The 17,092-nt window shown below is 39.4% G+C and carries 23 protein-coding genes; 18 read left to right on the top strand and 5 right to left on the bottom strand.

The window, feature by feature from the left end:
• The first annotated feature begins 28 nt into the window (after positions 1-28).
• Both J5X91_RS01795 and J5X91_RS01800 read left to right on the top strand, forming a co-directional pair.
• The gene (locus tag J5X91_RS01795) at positions 29-418 is read left to right on the top strand and encodes a cytochrome b562 (RefSeq protein WP_011330008.1); all 390 of its coding nucleotides are present in this window, start codon (positions 29-31) and stop codon (positions 416-418) included.
• Positions 419-428: 10 nt separating this feature from the next.
• Positions 429-815: an OsmC family protein gene (locus tag J5X91_RS01800; protein ID WP_011330009.1), complete on the top strand. Its 387-nt coding sequence runs from the start codon at positions 429-431 to the stop codon at positions 813-815.
• Positions 816-888: 73 nt separating this feature from the next.
• Here J5X91_RS01800 and ykgO read toward each other — a convergent pair whose 3' ends face one another.
• Positions 889-1,023, bottom strand: a complete 135-nt coding sequence (gene ykgO / locus J5X91_RS01805; protein WP_011330010.1) for a type B 50S ribosomal protein L36 — start codon at positions 1,021-1,023, stop codon at positions 889-891.
• 264 nt (positions 1,024-1,287) lie between these two features.
• Between ykgO and J5X91_RS01810 the strand changes: the two genes are divergently transcribed.
• Positions 1,288-1,557 (top strand): hypothetical protein, encoded by a 270-nt coding sequence (locus tag J5X91_RS01810; RefSeq protein ID WP_208833945.1) that lies wholly within the window; start codon positions 1,288-1,290, stop codon positions 1,555-1,557.
• Positions 1,558-1,693: 136 nt separating this feature from the next.
• On the opposite strand, the gene J5X91_RS01815 is transcribed toward J5X91_RS01810, so the two are convergent.
• From J5X91_RS01815 to J5X91_RS01830, 4 genes are all read right to left on the bottom strand, one after another.
• Positions 1,694-1,903: a cold-shock protein gene (locus tag J5X91_RS01815; protein ID WP_011330012.1), complete on the bottom strand. Its 210-nt coding sequence runs from the start codon at positions 1,901-1,903 to the stop codon at positions 1,694-1,696.
• A gap of 189 nt (positions 1,904-2,092) precedes the next feature.
• Positions 2,093-2,302, bottom strand: a complete 210-nt coding sequence (locus J5X91_RS01820; RefSeq protein ID WP_011329603.1) for a cold-shock protein — start codon at positions 2,300-2,302, stop codon at positions 2,093-2,095.
• A gap of 190 nt (positions 2,303-2,492) precedes the next feature.
• Entirely contained in the window at positions 2,493-2,699 is a 207-nt protein-coding gene (locus J5X91_RS01825) for a cold-shock protein (protein WP_011330013.1), read from the bottom strand.
• Between the two features lie 391 nt (positions 2,700-3,090).
• A complete protein-coding gene (locus J5X91_RS01830; RefSeq protein WP_011330015.1) occupies positions 3,091-3,744 on the bottom strand; it encodes a DUF6058 family natural product biosynthesis protein in 654 nt (217 codons plus the stop codon).
• A gap of 172 nt (positions 3,745-3,916) precedes the next feature.
• Between J5X91_RS01830 and dapA the strand changes: the two genes are divergently transcribed.
• The 15 genes from dapA (at position 3,917) to J5X91_RS01905 (ending at position 17,081) form a co-directional block, all read left to right on the top strand.
• Positions 3,917-4,834, top strand: coding sequence for a 4-hydroxy-tetrahydrodipicolinate synthase (dapA, locus tag J5X91_RS01835; RefSeq protein WP_208833946.1), 918 nt, complete (start codon positions 3,917-3,919; stop codon positions 4,832-4,834).
• A 117-nt stretch (positions 4,835-4,951) separates the two neighbouring features.
• The gene (locus J5X91_RS01840) at positions 4,952-5,665 is read left to right on the top strand and encodes a beta-ketoacyl synthase chain length factor (RefSeq protein WP_182683631.1); all 714 of its coding nucleotides are present in this window, start codon (positions 4,952-4,954) and stop codon (positions 5,663-5,665) included.
• The gene (locus J5X91_RS01845; protein ID WP_011330018.1) at positions 5,658-6,443 is read left to right on the top strand and encodes a lysophospholipid acyltransferase family protein; all 786 of its coding nucleotides are present in this window, start codon (positions 5,658-5,660) and stop codon (positions 6,441-6,443) included. The genes J5X91_RS01840 and J5X91_RS01845 overlap by 8 nt, the downstream gene beginning before the upstream one ends.
• Positions 6,440-6,697: a phosphopantetheine-binding protein gene (locus tag J5X91_RS01850; protein WP_011330019.1), complete on the top strand. Its 258-nt coding sequence runs from the start codon at positions 6,440-6,442 to the stop codon at positions 6,695-6,697. Before J5X91_RS01845 ends, J5X91_RS01850 begins: the two co-directional genes overlap by 4 nt.
• 25 nt (positions 6,698-6,722) lie before the next feature.
• Entirely contained in the window at positions 6,723-6,968 is a 246-nt protein-coding gene (locus J5X91_RS01855) for an acyl carrier protein (protein ID WP_011330020.1), read from the top strand.
• A gap of 4 nt (positions 6,969-6,972) precedes the next feature.
• Entirely contained in the window at positions 6,973-7,539 is a 567-nt protein-coding gene (locus J5X91_RS01860; RefSeq protein ID WP_208833947.1) for a hypothetical protein, read from the top strand.
• A complete protein-coding gene (locus J5X91_RS01865) occupies positions 7,532-8,911 on the top strand; it encodes an AMP-binding protein (RefSeq protein WP_208833948.1) in 1,380 nt (459 codons plus the stop codon). The genes J5X91_RS01860 and J5X91_RS01865 overlap by 8 nt, the downstream gene beginning before the upstream one ends.
• A complete protein-coding gene (locus tag J5X91_RS01870) occupies positions 8,895-9,254 on the top strand; it encodes a thioester dehydrase (RefSeq protein ID WP_208833949.1) in 360 nt (119 codons plus the stop codon). Before J5X91_RS01865 ends, J5X91_RS01870 begins: the two co-directional genes overlap by 17 nt.
• The gene (locus J5X91_RS01875; RefSeq protein ID WP_086995813.1) at positions 9,255-10,004 is read left to right on the top strand and encodes a glycosyltransferase family 2 protein; all 750 of its coding nucleotides are present in this window, start codon (positions 9,255-9,257) and stop codon (positions 10,002-10,004) included.
• Complete coding sequence (locus J5X91_RS01880) at positions 9,994-10,953, top strand: acyltransferase (protein ID WP_182683629.1); 960 nt, start codon at positions 9,994-9,996, stop codon at positions 10,951-10,953. Before J5X91_RS01875 ends, J5X91_RS01880 begins: the two co-directional genes overlap by 11 nt.
• Before the next feature lie 2 nt (positions 10,954-10,955).
• Entirely contained in the window at positions 10,956-12,500 is a 1,545-nt protein-coding gene (locus J5X91_RS01885; protein ID WP_011330026.1) for an aromatic amino acid ammonia-lyase, read from the top strand.
• A complete protein-coding gene (locus tag J5X91_RS01890) occupies positions 12,493-12,921 on the top strand; it encodes an acyl-CoA thioesterase (protein ID WP_011330027.1) in 429 nt (142 codons plus the stop codon). Before J5X91_RS01885 ends, J5X91_RS01890 begins: the two co-directional genes overlap by 8 nt.
• A 21-nt stretch (positions 12,922-12,942) precedes the next feature.
• Positions 12,943-13,482: an outer membrane lipoprotein carrier protein LolA gene (locus J5X91_RS01895; RefSeq protein WP_086995816.1), complete on the top strand. Its 540-nt coding sequence runs from the start codon at positions 12,943-12,945 to the stop codon at positions 13,480-13,482.
• 40 nt (positions 13,483-13,522) lie between these two features.
• Entirely contained in the window at positions 13,523-15,784 is a 2,262-nt protein-coding gene (locus J5X91_RS01900) for a transporter (RefSeq protein ID WP_208833950.1), read from the top strand.
• Between the two features lies 1 nt (position 15,785).
• Positions 15,786-17,081: an NAD(P)/FAD-dependent oxidoreductase gene (locus tag J5X91_RS01905; RefSeq protein ID WP_182683627.1), complete on the top strand. Its 1,296-nt coding sequence runs from the start codon at positions 15,786-15,788 to the stop codon at positions 17,079-17,081.
• The last annotated feature ends 11 nt before the right edge of the window (positions 17,082-17,092 follow it).

Below are 17,092 nucleotides of genomic sequence, written 5' to 3' on the forward strand. Positions count from 1 at the left end.
GACGGAGTTTTTAATTGAAAGGTTTATCATGAAGTACTTTTATTTTGTTTTTATTTTACTCACGTCATCAGTCTCAATTGCCAGCGCGCCAGTTGACCTTGAAATTAATATGAAAAACACGGGGCTTGCATATAAACAAGCAGTGCAAGCGACTAATATTGACGAGTTTAACCTTGCGATTAATGAATTCATCTCGTTAGTGGAAATAAGTAAAACAGCTAAGTTTTATAAAGAACCAGAGCAATCATTACAAGGGCTTGATAAAGTCATTGCTCAGGCTGAGCTTGCAAAACAAGCTGCTAACCTGCAAGGTTTGAGTGCGGCTAAACAGCCACTAAAAAATATAGATAATTTACGTAAAAAGTACCATGAGTTACATGAGCCTCCAGGCTTTTTTGAATTACTATTTGGAAAATAAGGGACCCTCGATGGAAATTTCAGTTGCAATGTTAGATGGCCAAAAGCTCAGTGCTAAATTTGGCGATCATGAAGTGATAAGCGATCAGAGTTTGGCTGCAGGTGGCAACGCAGAGCACCCAGAACCGTTTGATTACTTTTTAGTGAGTATGGTGTTATGTGCAGGTTTTTATGCAAGAAAGTTTTGCCAACAACGCGATATTTCGACACAAGGGATGTCACTTAAGCAAAATAACGAAAATGTGGATGAAGATGGTAAAAAGTTATTTTCTATTGAGATAACACTCCCAGATGGATTCCCTGATAAGTATAAAAAAGCACTGGTTGCCGCGGTAAATACATGTACCGTGAAAAAAGTAATTCAGGCAGTACCTGAATTTTCAGTGGTAGTTAAATAACTAGTTAAATAAAGTCACTCTGTGTTGCACACAACACTGAGTGACTGCTTTATAAAGTGATAGTGGTTAAATGCTATTTCTTTTTCATACCCTGAACAGCTTTAAAGCGCGGGTTCTCCTTACAAATCACAAACACGCGTCCTTTACGTTTTACAACTTGACACCCTGCACGCTGCTTAGCACTTTTAAGTGAGCTTAATACTTTCATTTTATACCTCATTAATAAATAAAATAGGGAAATTCTCATAACAGCATTACGTTATGTGATATTATATCATTTATTCATCAGGATCTATAGCCACTCAAAAAATTATTTAATAAGCATTTAAAAACCATAATTGCTGGCTATTTATGCAAACAAATCAAAAAGTGAGCAGTTAAACCAAAAGTGCTGGCTATTGGCGTTTAGCCTGTTATAACTATAATTACATTCGTTAAAAATAGCATAAACAGTAGATCTCAGAGGTAACATATGAGCGACGCAATACAAAAACAACAACAAATAGATCAAGGAGTAATGGATACTCTAAAAGAGCGCGACCATAGTGTTTTAGCACAACAAGTAAACCCCTTAACTTGCACCCATAATGATATTATTGAGTTACTTGCCCAATATATGGCATTAAGTGAACAGGATAACGATGATCTATTTGATCACTGGTTTGATAATCTAACTAAAGAGCAGCATACATTACTAAAAGTATTTGAAGTGTATCGTGGGCAATACGAACATCAAAACTAGCCTAATAATAATCTTATTTATTGCTATGAAAGCTAAATAACAATGCTATATAAGTATAGAAAAACAAAAAACCCACTTATAGCCAAGCTATGAGTGGGTTTTTAGTGCGCTTTAAAAACGCATCAGCTAAAACAGCTTAGATAGCTACGATGTTTTCAGCTTGTGGGCCTTTTTGACCTTGTGTAACAGTAAACTGTACGCGTTGGCCTTCAGCTAGAGTTTTAAAACCGTCGCCAGAAATTGCGCTAAAATGTGCAAAAACGTCTGCGCCAGATTCTTGCTCGATAAAACCAAAACCTTTTGCTTCGTTAAACCATTTTACTGAACCAGTAGTTGTATTAGACATAATAATATCCTTAAAAATTAATAAAAGTGTGCCTGAAAATAGGCGATTGAGCCGGAAAAAACCTATATTTAACTTGAGGATAACGCGAAGGATTATTACTAATATCAACGTGGTACTTACAAATAAACAGTATTTCTTTCAAACTTATATAAATAGATGGGTTATAAATAACCCATCAACTTAAACATCTTAGATACAAACGATGTTTTCAGCTTGTGGACCTTTTTGACCTTGTGTAACAGTAAACTGTACACGTTGGCCTTCAGCTAGAGTTTTGAAACCGTCGCCAGAGATTGCACTGAAATGTGCGAAAACGTCTGCGCCAGATTCTTGCTCGATAAAACCAAAACCTTTAGCTTCGTTAAAAAACTTTACTGTACCAGTAGTTGTATTAGACATAATTGTATCCTAAGAAATTAATAAAAAATGTGCCTGAAAGTAGGCGATTAAGCTGGAAAAAATAAATATTTAACTTGAGGATAACACAAAGGATTATTACTAATATCAACGTGGTACGTACAAATAAACAGAACTTCTTTCAAACTAATATTCATTAACGGGTTATTACTAACCCATTAAATTAAACAATTTAGATGCAAACAATATTTTCAGCTTGCGGGCCTTTTTGACCTTGTGTAACAGTAAACTGTACACGTTGGCCTTCAGCTAATGTTTTGAAGCCATCGCTAGTAATTGCGCTAAAATGAGCAAAAACATCAGGGCCAGACTCTTGTTCAATAAAACCAAAACCTTTTGCTTCATTAAACCATTTAACTGAACCAGTTGTTGTAGACATAGTAGTATCCTAAAAAATTAAAGTGCGCCCTATATAAGGCAATGTAAAGAGTAAGAAAACATATATTTAACTGAGGATAGCGCGAAGGATTATTACTAATAACAACGTGGTACTTACAAATAAACAGGGCTTTCTGTCAACCCGATGCGACGTACTTTAACAGCAACCTCTGGCGGATATCAAGCTTTATTTTAAGTTTAGTTTTACGCATAGCACTTTGATCATCTGACTTTGTTACATACTTTATATAGGAATACTTGTATTGAGGGTGCTGTAACGCAAACAAACACTAATCCTATAGGCTGTATTTTCTTAAGCTACTGGCCGCTATACGTATATTCGTTAATTATAAATTGGCATAGTTAATCTTAAAGTAGTAGTACATTAATAATTACTTTATCGATAAGTCGTATTTTAAAATAAGGGTATCTATATAGCGAGTTCTAAGTGTGTGTTGTTTTTCGTGATCGGCACCATGGCTCAAAGCCCGGTTGAGTAACTTTATAGCGGGGTGCAGTTTTGCACGCTCATCTTGATCTAACCCCGCTTTACTGCGTAATTCGGTTATGTCATCAACCACCAGGCGGCCTATATCAACAGCCACTATTTCGTCTATTAAGCCATTTTGAGTAAGCACGCCATATTTGCTGCACAAAAATTGTTGCCATACTTGTTGAACATGTTCTTCTATTTCACAACCAAATAGCTCTTCGTTAAATTCAAACCCTTGCTGAGCAAGTTTGGTTAAGCTGGCGGTATATTGCTGGGCAAAGTAATTAAATGCCTGGCTGGATGAATCGATTTTTTGTTTTATCAGCCCTTGGCCCCAGTTTACACAACCTCGTGGGTAATAATCGTCGTACTCTTCGCATTCGTACAAACCCGAGTATGAGCTGCAACTTAGTTGGTTTTTAATACAATAACTAGGCTTAGGAAATACACTTTGCTGTTGCCAATGCTCAAGCTTATCTGCATCAATATTGAGTGCCTGGCATAGCTCGTCGGTATGATAAAAATGGGTTGTTAAGTACTGAGATAAACGCATAAAAGCTCGCCTAATATTAAAAATACAAACACTGTTTATATATACAGTTGTTCATTTTGTATTATCAAACTTAATATTACAAGCCATTTTATTACAAAATATGCGTTTACAGCTGCAAAAGCACACATAAATATGGTACAAATAGCGCAAGTTTTATAAAGAATGATTTTTTATGCGCAGCCTAGAACAAATTAAACAAGCAAGTCTTATTACAGCAATTAAAACACCTTATTTATCGAGTGGCGAAATTGACCTTGCAACATACGATCGCCTTGTTGAGTTACAAATAGCAGCTGGGGTTGACGGTATCGTTGTAGGCGGCACTACCGGCGAAGGCCAGTTAATGAACTGGGAAGAGCACTTAATGCTCATAGCGCATAGCGTAAATAAGTTTAGCAGTAAGCTAGTAATTGTAGGTAATACGGGCAGTAATAATACCCGAGAAGCGATTAAAGCCACTAAATATGGTTTTGCCAGTGGTATGGATGCTGCGTTGCAAATTAACCCTTACTATGGGCGCACCTCTATTGCGGGTGTAAAAGAGCATTTAAAGCGTGTTCTTGATATTGGCCCTGCATTTATTTACAACGTAGCGGGGCGTACAGGACAAGACTTAACGCCTGATATTATTGAACCACTAGCAAAGCACGAACATTTTATTGGTGTTAAAGAGTGTGGTGGTAACGAACGTATAGCTCATTATGAGAAGCAAGGCATAGCGTGTTGGTCGGGTAATGATGATGAAAGCCACGATGCTCGTCATACTCATGGCGCTCATGGGGTTATTTCGGTTAGTTCTAATCTTATGCCAGAATTGTTTCGCCAGTTAATGGATGCGCCAAATGCTGCGCTAAATACGTCATTACAACCATTAATAAATTGGTTGTTTTGCGAGCCAAATCCAATTGCGATTAATACTGCACTCATGATGACTGAGGCAGTTGAACCGGTATTTAGATTACCTTACTTACCCCTTAACGACGCACAGCAACAACAAGGTGAAAAGTTGATTAATCAGCTAAGCGCAAGTGATGTTGTTGGTGGCCATGCTCGCTGCATAAATGAACAAGAATTCTTTTTAATATCATAGAATTATTAGCCAGCGCTGAATGAAAATTCAGCGCTGGCTTTTTTTATTGTTTATTTTACTTTTTTTGTTAAAAAATGTAAGATCCTGCGTCCTATCATTAACTAAATATGTATATTTGTGAAATTTGTTGTTGAACAACTCGCTACATGGATCCAGCCAGAACAGCGACAAATAGAAAGCGATCATTGGTATGATAACTCGCCTATAACACTTGATTGGGTTGCACCTATGCAACGCCGGCGTATGACTCGTTTTAGCAAAATGGTATTACACAGTGCTCAGCAAGTAAGTAGCGCTGATCAGTATACTAATTTATCGGCGGTGTTCTCATCGCGCCACGGGGACTTTCATAAAACAGCCAATTTATTAGTTGATATAGTTAATCAGCAACCATTATCGCCCACAGGTTTTGGCCTGAGTGTGCATAATGCCGCAGCCGGACTTTTTAGTATTATAAAAAGTAATACCAGTGCAATGAATGCTATTGCAGCAGGGGCTGAGAGTTTTATGTGTGCAATTGTAGAGGCCTACATTCGCCTTGTTGATAGCAATGAGCCGTACATGTTAGTAGTCCATAGCGATGAAATCCTCCCCGATATATATAACCAATTTGCTGACGAGCTACAAATTACTCATTCCATTGCTATGATAGTGCGCCTTGCTCAAGCAAATGAGCCGTGTTTTAGTTTAAATAAAGTACTTAACCCTGCTGCAAAAAGTAGTAACTTACCAATGAGCCTGCAAGGTGCTAAAGCCCTACACGATAAAAAAAGTGCGATATTAACCCACACTACACTGGCTCATCATTGGCAACTTACCTACCATGATTAAACACATTATAAGAATAACAGGGCTTTGTTGGCGTGTGCTTGCAACCGGTGTTTGTTTTAGCGTGTTTGGCATAGGTGGTTTAGTACTAACATTAGTGGTTTTTCCGCTGCAAAACGTATTAGAAGCAGATGTAAACACCCGTAAAAACAGAGCAAGAGCGACAGTACATTACTGTTTTAAATTTTTTGTTGGATTAATGCATTACACAGGCGTTATTCGTTTTAATATTAAAGACAAAACCCAGCTTGCTAATTTAAACGGAAAATTAGTACTTGCCAATCACCCCTCTTTAATTGATGTGGTTGTGCTTATATCTGTGATTAAAAATGCAGATTGCGTAGTAAAAGCCCATTTATTTAAAAACCCCTTTATGCGCGGTGTAATTAAAAGTACTGGTTATATAAGTAACGAAGATCCAGAAGGTTTATTACGTGAATGTGAGCGCAGTATAAGCAAAGGAAATAACTTAATAGTTTTTCCTGAAGGCACACGTTCACAGCCCCATACTGCACTTAATTTTAAACGAGGAGCGGCCAATATAGCACTTAGATGTAATGTGCCAATCGCTACAGTATTAATAAAAATGCAGCCTAATACCTTAACCAAGGGTACACCTTGGTATAAAGTAGCGCCTTATCAAGCGCACTTTAGCTTGCAGCTGGCCAGCAAGCAGTTTAACAGTAACCTGCCTTATGTTAGTGACACACCCGCTATACAATCTCGGCATTTAACTAACAGCTTACAACATTATTTTACAGAAGAACTGAGCAATTTATGACTGAATTAAAAGTACAAATTAAACAATTAATTATATCCAGCCTTGATCTAGAAGATATGACAACTGCAGACATTGCTGATGATGAAGCATTATTTGTTGATGGTTTAGGGCTCGATAGCATAGATGCACTAGAACTTGGTTTGGCAATAAAAAAACAATTTGATGTGAAAATAGATGCCAATTCAGAGCAAACAAAAGCGCACTTTGCCTCGGTGAATTCTTTAGCACACTTTATAGAACAAGCGCGTTCTTAAATTATAAAAATATATAGGAATAACAATGAAAACCGCTGCTGAAATTTATGATGTATTACACGGCATTTTAGAAAACGATTTTGAGATAGACCCAGCCGACATAAACCTAGACGCCAACTTATATCAAGACCTTGATTTAGACAGCATTGACGCTGTTGACTTGGTAGTAAAACTAAGAGAAATCACCGGTAAAAAAATTGATCCTGATGCATTTAAGCAAGTACGTACTGTGCAAAATGTAGTTAGCGAAATAGAAAAGCTCGTTAACTAAATAAATGCTTAAAGCCTTATTAACCACCCTTATTATGCTTTGTTTGGCCTGCTACCCAGTTATTGTGTATGTGGGCCTGACGCAGTTTAATAGCCAACTGCTATCGATCGTATTATTATTTTTGCTTGCACTACGCTTGTGGTTAAGCAAAGCATTATTTGACAAAATGCCGTGGTTAAAGCCAGCGACATTTTTAGCTGTGATAGCAATCGTATTGTCAAAAGTGTTCGACAGTGATGTGGGTTTACGTTTATACCCGGTGATTATTAACACTGTGATGTTGCTCGTGTTTAGCTACTCACTTTATAAAGGGCCATCAATAATAGAAACCTTTGCCCGCATCACTGAGCCTAAGCTCGATGAGCAAGGTGTGCAATACACTAAAAAAGTAACTCAGTTGTGGTGCGTTTTTTTTATAGTTAATGGTGGTATTGCCTTATATACCAGCCTGTTTGCTAGTTTGGCAGTGTGGGCTTTTTATAATGGTGTGATTGCCTATGTAGCTATGGGCGTGTTGTTTGCCTTAGAGTGGCTAGTCAGGCTAAAAGTAAAAAGGAAAGCGCGTGTTTAGTACCTTTCAAAGTAAAGTATTTCAAAGTAATAATGTTAGTGTGTGCTTTAATCATGAAAATAAGGCAGTGACACAACGCCAGTTTGTTAGCGATGTTAATCGGCTATTAGCTAAGTATTCACCGGCCACAGCGCCCACATCTGTGGTGTTATATAGCACTAACACTTATAAGTTTGCGGTGAGTTTAATGGCACTCACCTTGCGCGGTTGCACGGTTATACTGCCACCTAATGGTCAACCCGAAACACTCAAAGCCTTACTACAGCAAACGCCTTGTTTTTTAGGTGACTCAGAGCTTGTCGAACCACTGGGTATAGACTTTATCAATATAGAAAACTTGCCTGAACAGCCTGGCTTTTTTCCTTTAGCGCAACTTGTTTGGCCCAAAGAAGGGAACTTGGTTTTTTACACCTCGGGATCAACAGGTAAAGCTAAGCCAATTGTAAAGTCGTGGCAAACAATTAACAAAGAGCTGAGCATTTTATCAAGCAGTTATGCGTTAAAATGTATGCCAATGTTTATTGCTAGCGTATCGCATCAGCATATTTACGGGCTGCTATTTAGGTTGTTATGGCCACTTAGTACCGGACATGTCGTTGATACCGATTTACTGCACTACCCAGAGCATATAGCCGCCAAGCTCAAGGGCGCTGAACAAGTGGTGTTAATTTCTAGCCCAGCACAGCTAAAACGATTACGCGCAGACAACGTATTAATTGAACAAAAATCTCACTTACAATGGATATTTTCATCTGGTGGGCCGCTGGCAAACGAAGATGCAGTATCGCTATTCAGTCAGTTAAATAAACCAATAACACAAGTGTTTGGCAGTACCGAAACCGGTGGTATAGCGTATCGACAAGTTACCTCGCTTGAAAACGTGAGCTCGTGGCAGCCGTTTTCAGGTATAAAAATGAGTGTTGGCACAAACGATAGACTCCTTTTAAATTCACCGTTAGTGAACCACAAAGATTACCCGCTTGACGATAGAGGTTTGGTGCTTAAAAGTGGTCAATTTAAACTGCTTGGTCGATTAGACCGAATCATAAAATTAGAAGAAAAACGCCTCAGTTTGGATGAACTAGAACACCACCTAGCAAGCAGTGAGTGGGTAAACGACGTTAAAGTAATTGTATTACCTGGGGCAAGGCAAGTAATAGGTGCGGTAGTTGTGCTTAGCCAGCAAGGGGTAAAACATTTACAAAGTGAAAGTAAATTAGCCACTAATAAGCTTTTAAAAGAGCATGCACTAACACGTTTTGAGCGCATTTGTACGCCTAAAAAGTGGCGTTTTATAGAGCAGTTACCTTATAACAGCCAAGCTAAATTAAACTTAAAAGCATTGGAGCACCTTTTTGACAAAGTTGATTAAAACGCAGCCGCAACTACTTAAATGTGAGCAAACCGAGCAAGGTTATCAATTAAGTTTATTTGTGCCCAAGGATTTAGATTACTTTAATGGCCATTTTAAAGACGGCCCTATTTTAGCAGGCGTAGTGCAGCTAGATTGGGCGGTTGCTGCAATTTGTAAGCAGTATAATATTCAATTAGCGGTAAAGAATGTCGAAGTGCTAAAGTTTCAGGTGGTGATTACGCCGGGCCTTACTATGGTATTAGCCATAGAGCAAAAAGCGCTTAATAAGTATGTGTTTTCTTATCGCTCGGCTAAGGGGCAACATGCGTCTGGGCGGATTGCTTTTGAAAGTGTTGCTTAAATGAATAAGTTTTGTATTGTCATTCCAAACTACAATCATACCTCAGTGATAGCGGCGGTATTAACCAGCCTTGCTGAATATAACTTACCAATTATTATGGTAGATGATGCAAGCAATGATGCAGCTAAAGCAGTGTTTTCTGCACTTGCACAGCAGCACCCGTTACTTACCATTGTTACCCATGTGCACAACCAAGGTAAAGGTGGGGCGGTACAAAGCGGTTTGCATTATGCGTATCAGCAAGGGTATTCCCATGCTATTCAAGTTGATGCCGACGGCCAACATAACTTGGCCGATTTAGCGCAGCTTTTGCGCCTGTCAAACGCCAATCCACAGGCATTAGTAAGCTGTTGCCCAATATACGACGCTTCAGTGCCTAAGCATCGCTATTTAGCACGGTACTTAACCCATGTGTGGGTATGGATTGAAACCCTTAGTTTTGAAATTGTTGACTCTATGTGTGGCTTTAGAGTGTATCCGCTGGGAGCCTGCGAAAAACTGTTAAAAGAAGTTAAGCTGGGCAAGCGGATGGACTTTGATCCTGAAATATTAGTGCGTTTATATTGGCGTAATGTGCCGTTTATATTTTTACCTAGCCAAGTGATCTATCCAGAAAATGGGCTTTCTCACTTTCAGCCATTGCACGACAACGTGCGTATATCTTGGCTACATACGCGATTATTTTTTGGTATGTTAGTGCGCTCGCCTTGGCTTATAGCACACAAATTAAAGAGACGTTATGGCCGTTAAACATTGGTCTAAAATGCAAGAGCGCGGTAATTATTTAGGCATTCAAACTCTGCTATTTACACATAAAATACTGGGTCGCAAAGGGCTGTGGCTAATTTTGTTTCCTGTGGTGGTGTATCTCTTTATTACTGGTAGGGTTGCCCGTGCTGCTTCAAAACAGTTTTTACAGCAAGTTAATTTGTACACCGGCACTGGGCAAAGCGTGACACTTAAGCAGCAACTAAAGCACTTTTGTAGTTTTGCCGACAGCGCCTTTGATAAAATAGATGGTTGGCTTGGGCGTATTAGCTTAAGTGATATTGAATATACCAACGAGCATTTATTTAGCCAATTAAATGAGCAACGCCAAGGGGCTATTTTTATTGGCTCGCATTTGGGTAATTTAGAAGTGTGCCGAGCGCTTAGCCAACATCGCAGTGGCAAAGTTATTAATGTGCTGGTGTTTACTCATCATGCAGTAGAATTTAATAAAATGCTGAAAAAAATTAACCCCAACGTAGCGGTTAACTTAATTCAAGTAACTGACTTAGGCCCAGGTTTAGCTATTTTATTGAAAGAAAAAATTGAGCAAGGCGAAATTATTGTTATTGTTGGCGATCGCACCAGTACCACCACTGCCGCGCGCTCTGTGCAAGTGCCTTTTTTAGACAAGCCAGCCCCGTTTTCTCAAGGACCTTTTATTTTAGCGGCATTACTTGATTGCCCAGTTTATTTTTTGTTTTGTTTAAAAGATCAGCAAAGCAGTAAGTACCACGTAATATTTGAGCAATACAGCAACAGCTTAAAAATGCCACGCACCCAACGACAGGCAATTTTAAACCAAGTAATTACAGACTATGCGCAGCGTTTAGGTCACTATGCTGCGCAATATCCTTATCAATGGTTTAATTTTTACGATTTTTGGCAAAATGATCAGCAAGTCGCCCGCGATCAAGCAAAGGAGAAATAGAAGTGCCAGTTCAAAACACACAGCTTTTTGGTCAGCAGCGATTATCAATCGAAAACATTGTTGATATTGCACATAACCACACCCAAGTGCAAATTAGTGGTTGCAGCGAATTTAGTAGCAAAATTAATAGTGCGCTGAGTTTTTTAGATACATTATTAAAAGAAGACGGCGTTATTTACGGTGTAACGACTGGTTATGGCGACTCAGTAACCGTAGCAGTACCATTAAATTTAGTAGATGAACTCCCCCTACATTTAACGCGATTTCATGGATGTGGACTAGGCGACGTATTTAATAAAGTACAAGGACGAGCAATTTTAGCCACGCGGCTTACGTCTTTATCGCAAGGCTACTCGGGTATTAGCTGGGAAATGCTGAATTTACTGCGCGACTACTTAAATCACGATATTGTACCGGTTATTCCTCAAGAGGGATCGGTAGGTGCCAGTGGCGACTTAACGCCATTATCTTATGTTGCTGGTGCTATGATAGGCGAGCGCGACGTATATTATAAAGACACCGTACGTAATAGCTTAGCGGTAATGCAAGAAGTTGGCTTAACGCCGCTCGTGCTGCGCCCAAAAGAAGGCCTTGCAATAATGAATGGCACCGCGGTAATGACCGCATTAGCCTGCTTAGCCTTCGACAGAGCCAATTATTTAGCCAAATTAGCCAGTCGTATTACCGCCATTGCTAGCTTAGCGCTCAAAGGAAATAGCCATCATTTTGATGAAATTTTATTCTCGGTAAAACCTCACCCAGGGCAGCAGCAAATAGCACGTTGGATCAGAGATGATTTAAATCATCACGACCATCCACGTAATGCCGACCGCCTGCAAGATCGCTACTCAATTCGCTGTGCACCGCATGTTATTGGTGTGCTGCAAGACAGCTTGCCGTTTTTTAGGCAAATGATCGAAAACGAATTAAACTCAGCCAACGACAACCCAATTATTGATGGCGAAGGGGAGCATGTACTGCACGGCGGGCATTTTTATGGCGGCCACATTGCCATGGCAATGGACAGCATGAAAACCGCAGTAGCTAACTTAGCTGATTTAGCCGATCGACAAATAGCCTCATTGGTTGATACTAAATATAACAATGGTTTGGCGTCTAATTTATCCGACAGTGCCCCTGAGCGTCGTTATATAAATCATGGTTTTAAAGCGGTACAAATTGGTGCCAGTGCTTATACTGCTGAGGCATTGAAATTAACTATGCCTGCCAGTGTATTTTCGCGCTCTACCGAGTGTCACAATCAAGACAAAGTAAGTATGGGTACCATAGCCTCGCGCGATTGTTTACGTATTTTACAGCTTACCGAGCAAGTGATGGCCAGTACCTTATTAGCCGCTATTCAAGGGTTAAGGCTGCGAATTAAACAAGGCGAATTAGAATTTACGAGTTTAACTGACGATATGCAGCATATGTATAGCGATATAACAGGTTACTTTGAAAACCTGACCGAAGACAGACCAATGGAAGCGGTGCTAAGACAAACTATTAGCTATATTCAAAGCAAACGCTGGGCGCTTTATGAATAATAAAGGCGCATTACTTTCGCACAGCGTAGAAATAGAAATCCCTTTTCATGATTGCGATCCAATGAATGTAGTGTGGCATGGTAATTACCCACGCTATTTAGAAATTGCTCGTTGTGAGTTACTCAGAATATTTGACTACGACTACCTGCAAATGAAAGACTCTGGATTTGCGTGGCCCATTGTTGATATGCAAATTAAATACGTAGCATCAGCTGTATTTACACAAAAAATTAAAGTGGCAGCGTATTTAAAAGAGTATGAAAACCGATTACGTATTGATTATGTTATTACCGATGCAATCAGTAATAAGCGCATTACCAAGGCGTCCACTACACAAGTGGCGGTAGAAATTAGCTCCAAAGAAATGCAATTTGTTTCACCCCCAATACTTTATGAAAAACTAGCCCCTTTTTTGAAGTAGCTGGCAATTAAAGGAGAAGGAATGACAATGTTTAAATTATTTATAACCAGCGTATTGCTGCTATTTTGTAGTGCATTGCAAGCAAACACGGCATCGCAGGTAAATACCTCATTAAAGGCTGATACAGTAACGGGTGAGTTTAAACAATATAAACAACTTGCTGGTTTTGCATCGCCGTTCGTCTCCTCTGGAGTGTTTTCTCTAAATGCCAAAAAGCTAGTATGGCAAGTAGAACAACCGGTAAAAAGCGCATTGATTGTAGAAAATGGCCAGGTATTGGTTGAAAATGCTAAAGGGGAGTTTGTACCACAGCCAGGCAGTGAGCAGTTTGTAGGGCTTTTAACTGACTTACTCAGTGTAGATATGAGCGCCCTTGCAACACGCTTTAGTATAAAAGCGCAAAACAATTGCCTGCAACTAACCCCAAAAGAAGCGTTGTTACAGCAATTATTTAGCCACTTTACTTTGTGTGAAAGTGATAAAACGGTACACAGCATCATCCTTTATGAGCATTCAGGTAGTAAAACAACTATTGAGTTTAGTTACCCTGAGCAGCCTTAACGGCTCAATCGTTTAAATAGTTAATTAATGGAATAGTGGATTGAAGAAACGAATTGGCATTGTTTTTATTTGGTTTAGTGGTTTAATTTTGCTTTTAACCAGTATATTTTGGCTGACTAAACCTACATTTAGTGCTGATATGTTTAGTTTGCTGCCAAAATCGCATTCTCAATTAGCTTATGGCGAACAGCTGTTTTTTGAAAAAAATGCCCACCGTGTAGTGTTTTCATTTGCTGGTGAGCAAAAAAATAACGCCCACGATGAATTTAACAATTGGCTTGAGCAGCAAGGTATAACAAGCACATTTAATTTTCCCTCTATAAACGCTTTAACAGCCACATTTGCGCCTTATAAATATGCACTATTAAGTAAGCCCTATAAGCAAAAAATAGCAGACAAAGCCAGCTTTGAGCAGTTTTACCTGCAGCAGTTAAATCAGTTAGGATCGCCATTTGTTAGTGCTACATTAAGTACTGATATTAGTTTAAGTTTAGCTGGCTTTATTAGCGAAAACTTAAGCCAAAGCCAAGTTTTTACTATTAAACAAAACCGCCTCACTCGCCAGTATGAGGGGGTTGAATATGCAATGCTTTTTGCCACACTGCCAGAGCCAAACTTGAGCATTAATAATGCAATTAGCTTAGCTGCTAAAATTAAAACGCAAATAAACACCCTAAGTAAAGCGTACCCAAATACCACTATTTCCTATTCAGGGGTGCTGTTTCATACGGCTGAAAATGCCCAACAAGCAAAATACGAAATGAGTTTGTTTGGTGGTATTAGCCTAATGGCACTAATGGTTATGGTGTTTTGGGTATTTAGAGCGATTAGCAGTATTTTATTAGCGAGCTTTACTGTGCTTAGCGCATTAATGGGCGGCGCTATTGTTATGTTATTGGTGTTTAACAGTATTCACTTATTAACCTTGGTATTTGCCGTAACCCTAATAGGCATTGCTATTGATTACGCCTTTCATGGCATGACCGATTTAGCCAAAGTAGCAAATGAAACTGCACAGCAAGCCACTTCTAACGGCTATAGCAAAGGGGTGAAATCAGCGTTATTACTCTCTTTTATTACGACCGCATTAGGCTACAGCTGCTTATTAGGTGCACCGTTAACCTTATTAGCGCAAGTGGCTGTGTTTGTTATAGCGGGCTTATTTAGTGCATGGTTGTTTACTGTGTTAATTTTACCATTTTGGCAGCAAACACTGCGTGTATCGACATCAAGTTTATTACTCAGTAAAAAAATAACGCGGGTGTTTTTGTACTGTAATAAAATAAAAAAACCACTGTTTATTGCGCTAAGTATAGTGCTTGCAAGCTTATTGGTATTAAAACCGATTGAGTTTAATGATGATATTAGATTGCTTAATGCCAGCTCTGAGCAGCTAATGGCAAGTGAACAAAAACACTTAACTTTACTAGATCAATGGCGCAGCCATATAGTATTTATTATTGGCGACAATGCACAACACGTGTTACAAAAACAACAGCGGTTAGTTAGCGATTTAACCGCGAGTAACCCGCATATTAAACACAATGCCATTAACCGATGGCTGCCTAGTATTGAGCAGCAAAAAAATAATTTAGCGGTGTTTAATCAAGCTAAAAAAAGTGGTGTGTTTGCACTCAGCGAGCAATTAACTGGGCGGCAATTAAGTAGCGGCCCCGCGCAATTTATTACCTATAACGCATTATTAAATAGCGAATTTAAACCCTTATTGTTAGCGCAAATGCATGTTGAGCCGCAGCAAGCCATAACCTGGATGACAATTACCAATATTAATACACAGAGCTTAAGCGCCGCGCTTTTAGAAGATGATGGCTTATTGCTATATAATAAACCGCAGCAAATTAGTGCGTTATTAAGCGATTACCGAGCATACTTATTGTTAAGTTTAGTGCTTGCAGGGGCCATTAGTTGGTTACTTTTTAGTTGGCGTTTTGGCGTAAAAATTGCCACTTTACAACTGTTAAGCTTGTTATTAGTGGTTGTTAGCATGCTGTGGGTGTGTAATGCAATTCAAGGCAGCCTGTCGTTATTTAACATGTTGGGCGCGTTGCTAGTGGTAGCCTTAGCTATTGACTACCTTGTTTTTTATCAAATAAATAAGTTACAGCCAAAAAATATATTGGCAATTAGTTTATCTGCAGCGTCTTCTATGTGGGTGTTTGGTATGTTAAGTGCCTCAAGCACCCCTGCTATTTTTAGTTTTGGACTTACCGTAATGGTAGGGATTTTAGCGGTATATATTTTATCGCCGCTGAGTGTATTACCCTCGCAAAAGGAAGGATAAAGTGAATAACCCTGAGCAGTTTGATGTTGTTGTAATTGGTGCGGGCCCCTCTGGCGCACTTGCAAGTAGCCTTTTAGTGCAAAAAGGCTGGCGAGTATTAGTACTTGAGCAACAGATTTTTCCGCGCTTTACTATAGGTGAGAGCTTGTTACCGCAATGTATGGAGTATTTGGCCGACGCTAATTTAGTCGCTCCATTGCATGAACACGCTGCTAGTTTGGGGTTTCAGTTTAAAAACGGCGCTGCGTTTCATCGAGCGGGTGAAAATACCGCGATTAATTTTACCGAAAAATCATCACCAGGGCCAGGTACTACTTATCAAGTGAAAAGAGGGCTGTTTGATAAATTACTAGCCGATAATGCACAGCTGCAAGGGGCTGTTATTCGCTATCAGCACAGTGTTAAAGACTACAAGGTTACTGATGTTTTTGAAAACAGTTCCGATAAAGGTAATACCAATAAAGATAGTACCGATAAAAATGGTGGTGCAACCTTATTAGTACACGACGCGCAGCAGCAGCCTTACCAAGTTCAAGCACGCTTTGTGTTAGATGCCAGCGGCTTTGGCCGAGTATTACCTAAACTACTAAACTTAGAGTTACCTTCTAACTTTCCGGTACGCAGTGCTTATTTTAGCCACTTTGTAGATAATATTAGCGATGAAAATTTTGATCGTAATAAAATCCTCATTACCGTACACCCAGAGCACCGAGATATATGGTATTGGCTAATTCCCTTTAGTGATGGCACCGCAAGTATTGGTGTTGTAGCAGAGTCTGAGCGTTTTAATGACGACGAAGCAGAGGTAATGTTAAATCGCTTTTTAGAGCAAGATCCACATTTAAAAGCACTGCTAGCTAAACGCGAATTAATTGGGCCAGCTCGCAGCATAACAGGCTACTCCTCTAATGTGAGTAAGCTGTATGGACAGCACTTTGCGCTATTAGGCAATGCGGGAGAGTTTTTAGATCCGGTGTTTTCATCAGGAGTAACCATTGCGCTTAAATCAGCAAGTTTAATTGCACCTTTGGTCGATCAGTATTTAAAAGGTGAGACGATTGACTTTGAGCAGCATTATGCAAAACCGCTACAAGCGGGAGTTAACTGTTTTAGAACTTTTGTTACAGGCTGGTACGATACGCGCTTTCAAGACGTAATATTTCATACAGAGCAAAACAAACAAGTGCGAGAAATGATCAGTGCAATTTTAGCCGGATACGCATGGGACACGAGTAACCCATTTGTTGCACAAAGTGAGCGCCGCTTAAATGTGCTAGCTCAGCTGTGCCGAAACTAATATGTTGAAAT

This window comes from Pseudoalteromonas sp. K222D (assembly GCF_017653575.1).
GTDB lineage: Bacteria > Pseudomonadota > Gammaproteobacteria > Enterobacterales > Alteromonadaceae > Pseudoalteromonas > Pseudoalteromonas nigrifaciens.

What these genes read in the sequence shown, in the direction of transcription:
- J5X91_RS01880 (WP_182683629.1), top strand. Translation starts at nt 9,994, where the DNA reads ATGGCCGTTAAACATTGGTCTAAAATGCAAGAGCGCGGTAATTATTTA.
- J5X91_RS01810 (WP_208833945.1), top strand. Translation starts at nt 1,288, where the DNA reads ATGAGCGACGCAATACAAAAACAACAACAAATAGATCAAGGAGTAATG.
- J5X91_RS01850 (WP_011330019.1), top strand. Translation starts at nt 6,440, where the DNA reads ATGACTGAATTAAAAGTACAAATTAAACAATTAATTATATCCAGCCTT.
- ykgO (WP_011330010.1), bottom strand. Translation starts at nt 1,023, where the DNA reads ATGAAAGTATTAAGCTCACTTAAAAGTGCTAAGCAGCGTGCAGGGTGT.
- J5X91_RS01820 (WP_011329603.1), bottom strand. Translation starts at nt 2,302, where the DNA reads ATGTCTAATACAACTACTGGTACAGTAAAGTTTTTTAACGAAGCTAAA.
- J5X91_RS01895 (WP_086995816.1), top strand. Translation starts at nt 12,943, where the DNA reads ATGACAATGTTTAAATTATTTATAACCAGCGTATTGCTGCTATTTTGT.
- J5X91_RS01825 (WP_011330013.1), bottom strand. Translation starts at nt 2,699, where the DNA reads ATGTCTACAACAACTGGTTCAGTTAAATGGTTTAATGAAGCAAAAGGT.
- J5X91_RS01875 (WP_086995813.1), top strand. Translation starts at nt 9,255, where the DNA reads ATGAATAAGTTTTGTATTGTCATTCCAAACTACAATCATACCTCAGTG.
- J5X91_RS01815 (WP_011330012.1), bottom strand. Translation starts at nt 1,903, where the DNA reads ATGTCTAATACAACTACTGGTTCAGTAAAATGGTTTAACGAAGCAAAA.
- J5X91_RS01855 (WP_011330020.1), top strand. Translation starts at nt 6,723, where the DNA reads ATGAAAACCGCTGCTGAAATTTATGATGTATTACACGGCATTTTAGAA.
- J5X91_RS01890 (WP_011330027.1), top strand. Translation starts at nt 12,493, where the DNA reads ATGAATAATAAAGGCGCATTACTTTCGCACAGCGTAGAAATAGAAATC.
- J5X91_RS01795 (WP_011330008.1), top strand. Translation starts at nt 29, where the DNA reads ATGAAGTACTTTTATTTTGTTTTTATTTTACTCACGTCATCAGTCTCA.
- J5X91_RS01800 (WP_011330009.1), top strand. Translation starts at nt 429, where the DNA reads ATGGAAATTTCAGTTGCAATGTTAGATGGCCAAAAGCTCAGTGCTAAA.
- J5X91_RS01830 (WP_011330015.1), bottom strand. Translation starts at nt 3,744, where the DNA reads ATGCGTTTATCTCAGTACTTAACAACCCATTTTTATCATACCGACGAG.
- J5X91_RS01860 (WP_208833947.1), top strand. Translation starts at nt 6,973, where the DNA reads ATGCTTAAAGCCTTATTAACCACCCTTATTATGCTTTGTTTGGCCTGC.
- J5X91_RS01845 (WP_011330018.1), top strand. Translation starts at nt 5,658, where the DNA reads ATGATTAAACACATTATAAGAATAACAGGGCTTTGTTGGCGTGTGCTT.
- dapA (WP_208833946.1), top strand. Translation starts at nt 3,917, where the DNA reads ATGCGCAGCCTAGAACAAATTAAACAAGCAAGTCTTATTACAGCAATT.